Annotated in this window: 10 protein-coding genes; all 10 read right to left on the reverse strand. The window is 56.2% G+C overall.

The genetic code is table 11. From position 1 onward, the window contains the following. Positions 1-90: 90 nt before the first annotated feature. A complete protein-coding gene (locus ALO_RS22505) occupies positions 91-228 on the reverse strand; it encodes a hypothetical protein (protein ID WP_004096558.1) in 138 nt (45 codons plus the stop codon). 51 nt (positions 229-279) lie between these two features. Continuing rightward, entirely contained in the window at positions 280-1137 is an 858-nt protein-coding gene (locus ALO_RS12690) for a thiamine pyrophosphate-dependent enzyme (protein ID WP_004096559.1), read from the reverse strand. Beyond that, entirely contained in the window at positions 1134-2879 is a 1746-nt protein-coding gene (locus ALO_RS12695; RefSeq protein WP_004096560.1) for a 2-oxoacid:acceptor oxidoreductase subunit alpha, read from the reverse strand. The genes ALO_RS12690 and ALO_RS12695 overlap by 4 nt, the downstream gene beginning before the upstream one ends. A gap of 281 nt (positions 2880-3160) precedes the next feature. Then, positions 3161-4012, reverse strand: a complete 852-nt coding sequence (locus ALO_RS23535) for a methyl-accepting chemotaxis protein (protein ID WP_004096562.1) — start codon at positions 4010-4012, stop codon at positions 3161-3163. Between the two features lie 41 nt (positions 4013-4053). Further along, positions 4054-7575, reverse strand: coding sequence for a pyruvate:ferredoxin (flavodoxin) oxidoreductase (gene nifJ / locus ALO_RS12710; RefSeq protein WP_004096563.1), 3522 nt, complete (start codon positions 7573-7575; stop codon positions 4054-4056). 111 nt (positions 7576-7686) lie between these two features. Further along, positions 7687-8190 carry a nucleoside recognition domain-containing protein gene (locus ALO_RS12715; RefSeq protein ID WP_004096564.1) on the reverse strand — a complete coding sequence of 168 codons (504 nt, stop codon included), beginning with the start codon at positions 8188-8190 and terminating at the stop codon, positions 7687-7689. Beyond that, positions 8183-8842: a nucleoside recognition domain-containing protein gene (locus ALO_RS12720; protein ID WP_004096565.1), complete on the reverse strand. Its 660-nt coding sequence runs from the start codon at positions 8840-8842 to the stop codon at positions 8183-8185. Before ALO_RS12720 ends, ALO_RS12715 begins: the two co-directional genes overlap by 8 nt. 46 nt (positions 8843-8888) lie before the next feature. Beyond that, a complete protein-coding gene (locus ALO_RS12725) occupies positions 8889-10049 on the reverse strand; it encodes a M20 family metallopeptidase (protein ID WP_004096566.1) in 1161 nt (386 codons plus the stop codon). 454 nt (positions 10050-10503) lie between these two features. Beyond that, complete coding sequence (locus ALO_RS12730) at positions 10504-11412, reverse strand: glycyl-radical enzyme activating protein (RefSeq protein WP_004096567.1); 909 nt, start codon at positions 11410-11412, stop codon at positions 10504-10506. 16 nt (positions 11413-11428) lie between these two features. Further along, on the reverse strand, positions 11429-13798 hold the full coding sequence (locus tag ALO_RS12735; RefSeq protein ID WP_004096568.1) for a glycyl radical protein: 2370 nt from the start codon (positions 13796-13798) through the stop codon (positions 11429-11431).

The raw sequence follows: 13798 nt of genomic DNA on the forward strand, positions 1-13798 counted from the left end.
GGTAATAATTGAAAGGGACGAACGCTCTTAACAATAAGAGAATTCGTCCCTTTCGCCAGCACCGGAATGAGTGGCGCCTTCACCTTGACACTATTCCGCTTTGGCCATAGCCAGCACCCTTTCGCCAACCGCCTTGAGCGTCATGACCATCCCGGTAATAGACCGGGTGGCTGGCCTGCTCCTGATACTGTGAGCCGTCTGCTGCGTATGGCGAACCACCGTCTCCATACAAGCGATCGGCCTAGCCGCATGGGTTGCGTTTCGTTCTGCCGCCGCTGTTTACGCCAGGTCCTCCATCAGCTCGCTGATATCGATGCCGGTCAGCGGCTGTGCAGTAAGGGGCCCGTCTGTAAGCTGCGGCAGCGAGTCGGCGAAGGTCGGCCTTTTCTCTCGCAAAAACACGCCGACAGGGATTTCATCGCCCCATAATCCGGCCAGCGCCTTGGCCTTCTCACGGTCTGACGGATCATGGCTGCTGGGGATGCTGCGAACCCGCTGCTGATACCAGGCATAGGTATTGACGGCGTTAAAGGATACGCAGGGCTGCAGGATATCGACCACCGCAAAGCCGCGGTGACGAATGGCCTGGGCCATCATATCAGCCAGATGGTCCATATTGCCGGTATAGGCGCGGGCGACAAAGCTTGCGCCCAGGCTGATCGCCATGTCTACGATATTGACCGGCCGCTCGACATTGCCCACCGGCGGCGGCGTGAACTTGGTAAACATGCCCGGCTCGCTGGTCGGCGATGTTTGTCCCTTGGTCAGGCCGTAAACCTGATTGTTATGGATAAAATAACTGATATCAAGATTACGCCTGGCGGTATGGACAAAATGGCCCATCCCCAGGCCCATGCCGTCGCCGTCGCCGCCTTCGGCAATGACGGTCAGTCCGTGGTTCGCCAGTTTGACGCCGGTGGCCACCGGCAGGCTGCGGCCGTGCAGGGTCTCAATGCGGTAGCAGTTAATATACTGGCCGATTTTGCTGGAGCAGCCGATGCCGTTAACCAGAACGGTCTGCTCAAGGTCGAGTTCCAGTGCAGCAAACGCTTTTTTCAGGGCATTAAAAATACCGAAATTGCCGCAGCCGGGACACCAGGTGGGAACATAGGCGAGATTGGCATCATGGGCGCTCATGCCAGCACCTCCTTGATTTTCAAGAGTATCTGAGAGGGCGTAAAGGCCCGCGAATCGTATTTCAAGTAGCGATTGGCGAGATGGATGCCGGTGTGCATGCGGACCAGCCCGCCAAGCTGCGCCGTTTTATTGCCCTCCACCAGCAGCGTCTGCGTGCTCCGGCCGAGGATCTCCGCCACCGCCGCCGCCGGAAAGGGCGACAGATAGAGTACCTGCAGGACATTGACGCTGATGCCTGCCCCCTTTGCCAGTTCCATCGCTTCCAGCGCCGCCCCTTTGGTTGAGCCCCAGACGACCATCGTCAGATCGGCCGTTTCCGGTCCGTACAGTCTGACAGCCTCAAGTTCCTCCAGGATAGGCGGCTCTTTGGCAAACAGCTTGTCCAGGGCCCTGACGGTGACTTCCGGTTCGCAGCCGGCGTATTCGCGGTTGCCGGAACTGTAGAAGCCGTCCTCGCCGTGAGTGTAGCTGGTGGCGATATGGCGGCCGCCGCCTGTCCCCGGCAAAGCGCGCGCCGACACGCCGTCAGGAGTGAATTCATAGCGCTTGTATGGCTGATGCGCCGCCAGCCAGGCTGCGTCGGCCAGCTTGCCGCGTTCGACCGCCAGCCCCTCCGTCTGGAAAAAGGGATGAGTCGCCGCCGAATCGGCCAGATATTTATCGGTCAGAATAATGACCGGCAATTGATATTTCTCCGCCAGGTTAAAGGCGCGGAAAGTTTCCTGAAAGCACTCCTCAATATCGCCGGGAGCAACCACGATGCGCAAAAACTCGCCTTGCGACGCGTTCAGCACAAACGCCAGGTCGGCCTGGGCTGTACGCGTCGGCTGGCCGGTGCTGGGCCCGCCCCGCTGGGCATTGACCATGACCAGCGGCACTTCCGCCAGCGCAGCAAAGCCGAGCGCCTCCGCCATCAAAGCAAAACCGCCGCCGCTGGTGGAACCGATCGCCCGAACGCCGGCAAAGCCGGCGCCGATCAGCATGTTGATCGCCGCGATTTCATCTTCCGCCTGTTTAAAGACCAATCCAAAAGCAGGTCCGTTGTCCGCAAGATAGGTCAGTACGCTGGAGCCAGGTGTCATCGGGTAGCCGGCAGAGAATTTGCAGCCAGCTTGCAGCGCGCCCATAGCGATCGCGTCATTGCCGTTGAGCAGCATCCGCTTCGCCGGCGGCGGTGCAAAGGGCAGAGAAAATGCGGCCGCAGCCGTTTGCTGCGACGCCGTCTCATAGGCTGCGCGCAATAAGAGACGATTTTTCTCAAATACCTCCGGCTTAAATTCGCCGGCCAGAACCGCTTCGATCAGATCAACGGGAAAGCCGCTGACCGCGCAAAACGCCCCCAGCATGGCGCTGTTGGACATTATTTTAGCTACATCGCCGCTTCCCTTTTGCAGCAGCGGCTGCTGGTAAACCCGCACCCCCTCCGCCAGCCGGCTGCTGTCGACAGCGAGCGAGACGTCGGCAATCAGGCAGCCGCCCGGCTGAAGGCGGGAATAGTTCTGCTCCAGCCCTTCCTGTGACAGAACAGCCAGGCAATCAATTGCCTCCTCATGCGCCTGCAGCGGCGCGGCAGCCAGACGGACCAGACAGGTGTTCAGGCCGCCTTTAATCAGCGACGGGTATTCGTTGACGACAAACGCCCAGAGATTATTGCGCCCGGCCGCCTTAGCCACGGTCGAGCCCGCGCTCATGACCCCGTAGCCGGCTTCGCCGGCGAACAGGCAGCTAAAATCACTTTTCAAAAAACACCCCTCCTTGTTATTGCTAAAATAACCATATTCACATTGATTTATTTGACTGTTTCCAGTACAAAATTCGCCTGAAACAAGGCCGCTTCCTTCCACTTCATAATCATTATTATTATTTTGCTTTTTAAATTACTTGCCAAAAATTCAGTCCTTTTCAGCAGCCGATTTATATTTATATGACTTGCGGTAAGGCTATTTTCCCGTACTTCCCCGGCGAGCGGCTGAAAAAAGAGCAAGCCTTCCTAAAAACAGGAGAGGCTTGCTCTTTTCTGGCGCTATTCCGCTTTGGCCATAGCCAGCAGCTTTTCGCCCACGTCCTTGAGCGTCATGACCATCTCAGTAATGGACTGGGTGGCTTTAGACTGTTCCTGGGTAATGTGGGCTGTCTGCTGGGTATGGTTGATCACTCTCTCCATGGATATTTTCAGGTGCTGCAGCGTGGTTTGAATATCTTTCGCCGAATGGCTGCTTTGATCCGACAACTTGCGAACTTCCTGGGCCACCACGGCAAAACCCCTGCCTTGTTCGCCGGCCCGGGCGGCTTCGATAGCCGCGTTGAGACCGAGCAGGTTGGTTTGACTGGCAATCTGGTGAATCGTGGCGATCACGTCGTCGGTTTTTTCCACATCGGCGGAAGCCTGGTCCGACAAGCTGGCTACATCCTGCATGGTAGCCGACAGGTCTTCCTGGGACGCATTGAGCTGCTGAATGGTGGCGGCGATGGTCATAATCGAATCATTAACCTGCTGGGCCTGTCCCAGTAGGACCTTTTTATTGTGCGCTTCCTGCAATTCCTTGCGGATAATCCCTGTGACAACCTGGGCGATGGGCTTGGTATATACGGGATCGCCGCCAATGCCGAAGCTGCCGATCCATTCGTCGTTAAAAACAATCGGCATATGCACACCCATTTTCAGGATACCGCCCGATTTCTCCTCATCTTCCACCGTCACCGTGCGATGGGATAACCTCTCACCCAGCACTTGTTTCGAGCCGCTGTGAACTGTGCCGATCCGCGACGCATTGCTGGCCGCGATGATGGTCCCATTCTGATCGCAGACAGTTGTGACCAAGCCGGTTTCACCATAGACAGTTTCGACGATTTTATTCGCTATAACTTTGTCCATTCCATATCCCTCCTGTAAGATACCCGGCGCGGCAAGGTGTTCTATTCTGCTTTGCTTTGCCCGGCCAGCTGCCGGTACGTTTCCAGCCTTTCCCTGGCGTCGGCTTCGGTCTTGGCAAACAAATCCTGCGCCAGCTCCGGGAACTGCTTTTTCAGCGATGCATAACGCACTTCGCCCATCAGAAATTCCTGGAAGTCCATGGTGGGTTCTTTCGAGTCGAGGACAAACGGATTTTTTCCGGTCTGCTTTAATTGCGGATTATAGCGGTACATTGCCCAGTAGCCGCTGTCAACGGCGCGTTTGGCCTCAAGCTGGCTGCAGCCCATGCCGCTTTTTAAGCCGTGGTTGATGCAGGGGGCATAAGCGATAATCAGCGAAGGGCCGGGATAAGCTTCCGCCTCGGCAATAGCCTTCAGCGTTTGATTCTTATCCGCTCCCATGGAAATTTGCGCCACGTAGACATAACCGTAGCTCATGGCGATCATGCCCAGATCTTTTTTCTTAGTTTTCTTGCCGCTGGCGGCAAACTTCGCAATCGCCGCCGTCGGCGTGGCTTTGGAAGACTGGCCGCCGGTATTGGAGTAAACCTCGGTGTCAAATACCAGGACGTTGACATTTTCGCCGGATGCCAGGACATGGTCCAGGCCGCCGAAGCCAATGTCGTAAGCCCAGCCGTCGCCGCCGAAAATCCACTGGGACCGCTGCACCAGAAAATCGCGGTTGGCGTAAATATCCTGCAGCAAAGCATCGCTGTCTTTAATCGGTTCCAGAGCTTTGATCAGCTTGTCAGCCCTGGCGCGGCTGCCGTCGCTGCTGTCTTTGTGAGCCAGCCAATCCTCGCAGGCCGCGGCGAACTCGCCGTCCGGCCGCAGCAGGGCCGCCTGCTTGATTTTCATGGCCAGCTGGCGGCGGATTTGCTTCACGCCTACCAGCATGCCCAATCCGAATTCGGCGTTATCTTCAAACAGGGAATTGCCCCAGGCCGGGCCATGGCCGCGGTGATTCACGGTATAGGGAATGGCAGGGGCGCTGCCGGCCCAAACCGACGAGCAGCCGGTGGCATTGGCGACCATCATCCTGTCGCCAAACAGCTGGGTGACCAGTTTGGCATAGGGAGTTTCGCCGCAGCCGGCGCAAGCGCCCGAGAATTCGAGCAAGGGCTGCTCAAACTGACTGCCTTTAACAGAAAACGGCGCAAAAGGATTGGCTTTGGGCGGCAGAGCCATCGCATAGTCCCAATGGGCTTCCTTAGCGGCCTGAGTAGCCAAAGGCTGCATGGCCAGCGCTTTTTCCCGGGCCGGGCATACCTGAGCGCAATTGCCGCAGCCGGTGCAGTCAAACGCCGATATGGCGATGGCAAACTGAAGGTCCTTTTGTCCGGTGCAGGGCTTAGCCGCAAAGCCTGCCGGCGCTTTGCCGGCCTCGTCCCCGGTGAGCAATACCGGCCGGATGGCGGCGTGGGGGCAGACATAGGCGCACTGATTGCATTGGATACAGTTGTCAGGCAGCCACTCGGGCACATCAATGGCAATGCCGCGCTTCTCATACGCCGCCGTTCCCAGCGGGAAAGCGCCGTCTTCCAGGCCGATAAACCGGCTGACAGGCAGCGTATCGCCTTCCTGACGGTTCACCGGCATCAGGATCTTTTCGATAAACTGCGGCGCCGCTTTTGGCGCTGCCTGTTCAGCAGCAGCCGACTGCCAATGGACAGGGACGTCGATTTTTACAATGGCCTCCATGCCTTTGTCAATAGCAGCATGATTCATAGCGACAATCTGTTCGCCCTTGCGCCCGTATGACTTCTCTACCGCCTGCTTCAGATACTGGGCTGCATCATTGGCCGGGATAATATCGGCGATCTTGAAAAATGCCGACTGCATAATCATGTTGATCCGGCCGCCAAGGCCGATCTCCCGGGCGATTTTCACGGCATCAATCGTATAGAACCGGATTTTGCTGGCATGAATGTACCGCTTCATGGCCGCCGGCAGATTTTGCTCCAGTTCCTCCCTGTTCCAGCGGCAGTTTAAAAGGAAGCTGCCGCCGGGCTTCAACCCTGCCAGCACATCGTAGTTGTAAACATAAGACTGGTTATGACAGGCGATAAAATCCGCCTTATTAATCAGGTACGGCGAACGGATCGGCTGCTGTCCGAACCGCAGGTGCGAAATCGTCACGCCGCCGGATTTTTTGGAATCATAGGCGAAGTAAGCCTGGGCGTACATATCGGTGTGATCGCCAATAATCTTAATAGCGCTCTTATTGGCGCCGACCGTGCCGTCGGAGCCGAGTCCCCAGAACTTGCAGGCCTTGGTGCCACGGGCGGTCGTTTCGATGTCCTCGCCCAGCGGCAGCGACGAATGGTTGACATCGTCGATAATGCCGACGGTAAAATGATCTTTCGGCTGCACTGCTTTCAGGTTTTCAAAGACGCCCTGGATATGGGAAGGAATGATGTCCTTGCCGCCTACGCCGCAGCGGCCGCCGACAATAAGCGGCTGCCATTCCCCGCCGTAAAACGCCGCCTTGACATCCAGATAGAGAGGTTCGGCCGGAGCGCCCATTTCCTTGGTGCGGTCGAGTACGGCAATCCGCTTGACAGTGCGGGGGATATATTTGAGAAAATGCTCCACTGAAAAGGGACGGTATAAATGCACGGTCAACAGGCCGGTTTTCTCGCCTCTGGCGTTGAGGTAATCAACGACCTCGGCAACTGTTTCGCACATCGACCCCATGGCGATAATCATCCGGTCGGCATCGGTTGCGCCGTAGTAATTAAAGAGGTGATACTCCCGGCCGGTGAGCTTGCTGATCTCGGCCATGTACGCTTCAACAATCTCGGGCAGCGCCTGATAGAAACGGTTGGATACCTCGCGCTGCTGAAAATGGATATCCCCGTTTTGGACCGTGCCTTTCAAAAGAGGATGGTCGGGATTCAGCGCCCGGCGCCGAAAAGCGTCCAGCGCATCCCGGTCAAACAGGCCGGCCAGCTCATCATAATCGAGCACTTCGACTTTCTGGATCTCGTGAGAAGTCCGGAAGCCGTCAAAGAAGTTAAGAAAGGGAACCCTGCCTTTGATAGCGGACAAATGCGCCACCGCCGCCAGGTCCATCACCTGCTGCACGCTGCTTTCCGCCAGAAGGGCAAAGCCGGTCTGACGGGTAGCCATGACGTCGGAATGATCGCCGAAAATGTTAATGGCGTTGGCTCCAATGACCCGCGAGCTGACGTGAAATACGCCCGGCAGCAGTTCACCGGCGATTTTGTACATATTCGGGATCATCAGCAGCAGGCCCTGGGACGCCGTGTAGGTAGTGGTCAATGCCCCGGCCTGCAGGGAACCGTGAACCGCGCCGGCAGCGCCCCCCTCCGACTGCATTTCCACCACTTCCACCGTCTGTCCGAAAATGTTCTTTTTCCCTTGCGCCGCCCACTCATCTGCACTCTCCGCCATATTGGACGACGGCGTGATCGGAAAAATGGCTGCGACATCGGTAAACGCATAAGAAATATAGGCTGCGGCCATATTGCCGTCCATGGTTTTCATCGCTCTTTTGGTCATAATAATGATTTCATTCCCTTTCCCATATCATAATGTGAGAGGCAGGACTGTCTTACCACTCCTGCCTTGGTTCATGCTGTTGTTTTCAGTTTGCGGCGACATTGCCGCGAATTAGTTGATTCCCCAGACGCTCAAAATAACCCGGGTTATAATCATGGCTACAGCAGCGTCGACAAGCGGCACGCATAAAAGCAGCGGGTGCCTTTTTTGATTGGTGTTGGCCACAATAACAATGCGAACGAAGTGGCCGATCAGCGTGCCCATAGTAACACAGGCGGGAAACAAAATGGTCGCCTGGGTCGCAGTGATGACGCCTTTTGCATACAGAGTGGCCGCAGTGGCGCAGCCGGCCGCTTTGGCAAAAAATGCCGCGACCAGGGCAATAATCGCTTCGCCGGGCAGGCCAAATACAGCCATCACCGGTCCGAGCAGTTTGCCCACCCCCTGCATCAGCCCGGTGATTTCCAGAAACTGAATCAGGACATAAGCCAGCACCATGGCCGGCGCGATCATTTCGGCGCCGATATAAAAGCCTTTTTTAGCGCCGGCAACGAATTCTTCAACGATGCTTGGTTTTACTTTCTGCAAATTGACGGCGGAAGTCGACTCAGCCATTAGCGGCACCTCCTGTTGTTAGTTCCCGTTTAGCTTGCCAGTACAGATACATCCGGACCAGATTGGCGCCTAAAATTTTGACAAACATGATGATCGCAATAATCACGCCTACCGGCAGCACACTGATCGGCAGCAGCGCCGCACCGGTTCCAAAGGTGTTGACGACCGGCGCGGAGCCGGCATACTGATAAGCGACAAAGATCGTTCGTTCATCGTCAGTCATCATTTTGTCCTCTACCAAGCCCTTAGTCATAACCGCTCCCACGTCAGAGCTGGTCACACTGCTGACAAACGCCAGCCCGGCGGCTCCCGGCAGACCCATCAGCGGGCGCAGAATCGGACGGAATAATTTTTCCGCCGCCCGCAGAGCGCCCAGAGACTCTGCGACTTGTACGCAGCCCAGGGCAAACATCAGCGTCGGAAACAAGGTCAAAGCGAACATAAAGCCGTCACGCGCGCCGATGCCGCCTTTGCCGGTAAAGATTGCTCCGTCGGCGATCTTCCCAAACTGACCGGTGAGAACCTGAAAGTCAAGCGCCCGCCACGGGCCCGTCGACTGGGCAAAGATGCCGGAAAAGGATATCAGCAGAATAATCAGCGCCAGCCATCCCTTCCAGGTAACCTTGTACTCTTCCTGTTTTTTTTCTGTCATTTTGCACTCCTCCTTGTATTTATGGCAACAGCGATCAGAAAATCGTCTAATTGTCCAGTTTAAGCACGCTGGCGATCAGCAATTTCGCCCGTTCAAACAAGGAATCGACAACCGCGAATTCCTCAGGGCTGTGGTTGCGGCCGCCTTTCACGCCGATGGCGCATACGGTCGGCACGCCGGCCAGCACTGAATAGGCGGAATCGGAAGCGCCGCCGACAAACTTCGCATATGGCGCGCCAAAGCCGTTTTCTTCGGAGGCTTGCTTTACAATTTCAAATAGCTGCTTAACCCCGTCGGTGGTTTTCATCGGTTTGATGCCGTGCATATATTTACAGGTGCCGGTAGTTCCTTCGAGATGGGTCTTCGCCGCAATCTTTTCCAGGCGGCCGGTAATCGCCGGCAGATCATCCGGGTCCATATAGCGCACATCAATCAGAACCTTTGCATAATCGGGAACCGCGGTAGAGGTTGTCCCTCCCTGGATCACGCCGACGTTATAGGTCGTGTTGGCGCCCCAGCTGCTGCGGTCCTGAACCTCGATGATCTTATGGGACATGGCCAGAATCGCATTGCGGCCATTTTCCGGGTCATTGCCCGCATGAGCCGCCACGCCTTTTACCTCGATCATGAATTGCGCCACGCCTTTGCGCCCGACAACAATGCCGTTATCGGTGAAGCCGGTTTCTACGTTGAAAGCGGCTGCATAGCCTTTGGCTTCGTTGATAAACACATCGGGAGCGGTGGAACGGGCGTGCAGCACTTCTTCATCGCCTGCCAGCAGCACCTTGAGCGGCCGGCTGTCATAGCCGATGCTGTTCAGTGCCTTGATCGCGTACAAAGCAGCGACAATGCCGCCCTTCATATCCAGGACTCCAGGTCCGTAGGCGATGCCTTCCTTTATGGTAAAGGGCCGTTCTTTGATCGCGCCGGCAGGAATGGCGGTATCCATATGCCCCAGGAATAGCACACCCGGGAGGGAACGTTCGGCGCCAATCTCAGCGATCAGCATATTGCCGGCTTCGGAAAAGTCCACGGAACGGCATGCTGCGCCAGTTTTTTCCAGAAAATTGCGAAAATGATCTGCTACGATATCAATGCCAGGCTTTTCATGGGGGCCGCTCTCGATGCTGACGACTTCCCGCCAGAGAGAAATCATTTCCTCCTGATGCTTGTCAATAAAGTCAAATGCCGCTTGTTTGTTTTGCATAGTCTCCTCCTCAGTTTTCGCTTTAATTTATTCGGCAATTGCGACAATATAATGAACAAGGGGGCGCCCTTGCTGCAGCCGGTCAAATCCCGGCAAGCTCTGGCAGGGCGCAGGCCCTTGGCTATTTGTCCCAGGAGACCGTTGAAAAAGGCTCATCTGCGTCACTTCAGCCTCCTGCGGGCGCGCGTTCGACGTACCCTCCAAACGTACAGTCTCACGCGCGTCCTCGTCGCGCTGTATCGGAATTCGTGACTTTTCGGAAGAGTGGCGATAGTCGGTGATCTCTCATAAGCCGAAAAATCACTTGAATTCTTTACTACTACGGAAACGCAAGCGTTTCTCTTACCTAGCATCTGAACCTTTTTGAACGGTCCCTGATTCTAGGCCACAGATGAATTTTGCAACAGACTCCTCGCCATTAGGAGAAAAGTCTTAAAATAGCTCACAGGCTTTATTACTTGAAATCAGCCAGTGTGATCCCGTAGTCTGCGATGATCTGCTTCAGCCGGTCCGTCTCCGCCTCGCCGAGCGCGGAAAAGGTGATGTCCGGCAAGCCGGCGGCGTGATGCTTCGATTTGCCGTAGTCATGGTATGCCAGCAATTCCACTTCCCGCACCCCTGTTTTCTGCACCAGGAACCGGCACATCTCACGAATATTCTGTTCATTGGCATTGACTTCCCGGATCAGAGGCACCCGGACAATCGTGCGCAGCGGCAGCTGGGAGATCCGTTGGATGTTTTCCAGTATCCGCTGGTTACCGACCCCTGTCCATTTTCGGTGAATGGCGTCGTCCATATGCTTGCAGTCAATAAACACACAGTTCAAATGGGCAAAAATATCTGCTACCTGCTGCCAGTCGTAAAAGCCGCAGGTCTCAACGGCGGTATCAAGGCCGATACGGCCGCAGGCCAGCACCAGCTGCCGCAGAAACTCCGCCTGCAGGAATGGCTCGCCGCCGGAAAAGGTTACGCCGCCGCCTGACTCCCGGTAAAACACGGCATCGCGCTGAATGATTTTCATCACATCGTCAACTGTTACGCGCATGCCGATTTGCTTTCTGGCGCCGCCGGCGCATACCTGGCAGCATTTGCCGCATCCCAGACAGGCTCCGCTGGTAACCGCCTTGCGGGACACGGGATCAATGCGGACAGCGGCAGCGTCGCAGACAACAGCGCACTGCCCGCATCCCGTGCATTTTTCCTGCAGGAACAAGACTTCAGGATTGCCATGCCAGGATTCCGGATTGGCGCACCACTGGCAGCGCAGAGGGCAGCCCTTGAGGAAAACCGTGCTGCGAATGCCTTCACCGTCGTTAATCGACCAGCGCTGTATTTGAAAGATTGTACCGGAAACAGATTGCATGGCCATCACCAACTAACTATAAGGATTCGTACGTGGTACGGGCAATAATCGCGTCCTGGGCCTCCCGCGACAGGTTGACGAACTGCGTGCTGTAGCCGGCCACCCGCACCAGGAGATCGCGGTAGTCCTCGGGATGCTCCTGCGCTTTGCGCAGCGTTTCCGTGGAAATGACATTGAATTGGACATGGAAGGCGCCCAGCGCGAAATACGCCCGGATCACCGAGGCCAGATTGCGCTGGTTCCTTGCCGACTGCAGCAGTTCGGGCGCAAACTTCACGTTCAGCAGCGTGCCGCCGGAATGGACATCGTGATTGATTTTGGCGGCCGAACGCATCGCCGCCGTCGGGCTGGTCAGGTCGGTGCCGGCGTGGGGCGAAACGCCTTCGGTCAGCGGACTCTTCGCTTTCCGGCCGTCGGGGGTGGCGCCGACTACGCTGCCGGCCGGAATATAGTTGGAAATGCCCATGAACGCCGAATTGAAGCGCGAGCCGAAATAATCGTTATAGGCGATAACTTCCTTGTTGTAAAAATCAGTAATTCTAACGGCAATAGAGTCAACATAATCGTCGTCATTGCCGTATTTGGGGCAGGCAAGCGCCGCCTGCCGCAGTTCTTCATAGCCAGTCCAGTCAGCTTCCAGAGCCCGGCAGATTTCCTGCAGCGTATATTTTTTCTCTTCAAACACCAGCTTTTTAATGACCGCCAGTGAATTCGCCGAATCGGCAACGCCAATACCGGTCAGCACCGGTCCTAAATTGTATTTGGCTCCGCCCTTGCTCAAATCGCGGCCTTTTTCCATGCAGCCGTCAACCAGCATGGAAAGATAAGGCCGGGGCACCATTTCCGCATGAATCTGCTGAGCGGTAACCGATCCGATCACCGCATGTTTGACCAGATAGGCCAGTTGTTCGCAGAAGGCGGCTTCTACCGCTTCATAGGTATCAAGTGCATCAATGCCTTGTCCGGGCAGCCCCATCATCTCACCGCTGATGCGGTGTTTGCCGCCGTTGAACACGAATTCGACCGCCGCCGCGAAATTGATATTAACGGCTGACGTCCACTCGCCGATCTTGCGGAAATGCGGCACAACGCAGCCGCAGTTATTCCAGTCCCTCGCATCTTCCGGCGCTACGCCGGCGGCCAGCAGCATCGCCGAGCCGACCCGGTCGTTATGAATGGCGGGGAAACCCGTGCCCACACTGACCAGTTTGCACACAGCCAGCAAAAATTCTTCCGGCGTGTCGGGATGAATCCGCACGCTGAGACCGGGCTGATGGGTCTTTACATTCTCCGTGGCCTGCAGGCACATGTAGGAAAGCTCATTGGTAGCGTCCCGGCCGTCGCGGGTCCGGCCGCCGACAGTGAGGTTCTGGAACGAGTTGTAGCCGGCGAAGAACTTGGCGGTATTGCTGGAAATGGCCCACACCCACTCCGACAGCTTGATCCAAAGCGCTTCGATCAATTCCTGCGCTTTATCGTCAGTAATGGCGCCGTTGGCTTTGTCTTTGGAAAAATAGGGATACATGTACTGGTCGAATCGGCCCAGATTGAGCGCCAGGGAGTTTTCTGAAAGGATGGAGCCAAGCTGGGTAAACCAGACCATTTGAATCGCCTCGGCGAATGACTGGGGAGGATTTTCCGGCACGGCGCGGCAAATCCGGGCAATCTCCAGCAATTCCGCCTTGCGGCCGGCATCCTTCTGCGCTGCCGCCAAAGTCTCGGCCTGGGCGGCGTAACGGCGGGCCAGGGTAACAATGCCTCCGCAGACCAATACGGCGGCGCTGTAGAAGTTTATCTTTTCCAGCGCCTCGGCGCTGACCGGCTCCAGCGACTGCAGATGCTGCTCGGCTTGCCGCTTCAGCCCGCCAAAGCCGTATTGAAATACGACATCCTGGTAATCGGCGGTTACCTCGCCGACTGCATTGCGCCATTTGGAATCATTATCGATAATGCCCGTATCTACCAGCACTTTCGCCGTGGTCGGATTAATTCTCGCTAAAAAGGTTTCCTCCAGCGACTTACCCTGCCAATAGGGGAAAATCTCCTGGCGCAGGGTTGCTTTGGTTTGTTCGTCAATGCAGTAAGGGTCCTGATTGCGGCTGGCAAACGAATCCATCTCTTCATTGACCCACTTCCAGGAGTACTCCGGGCAAACGATGCCGGATTTGCGGAACTCGCTGATCGAGCCGACAATCAATTCATCGTCGAAGATCGTGACCGGTATGCTTTCACACACAGAAGCGAAAGCCTTGGCCCGGCGGATAATCACCGGCTCTCCCTCAGTCTGTTTATGCGACTCGGTGAAAACCACCGCCCGTTTGGCGCTGATGGACGGCTTAGAGTAAACATAGGACTTTTTGAATGCCTCAATGCGTTTAGTTGACAC

It is taken from the genome of Acetonema longum DSM 6540 (assembly GCF_000219125.1).
In the GTDB taxonomy this organism is placed as follows: domain Bacteria; phylum Bacillota; class Negativicutes; order Sporomusales; family Acetonemataceae; genus Acetonema; species Acetonema longum.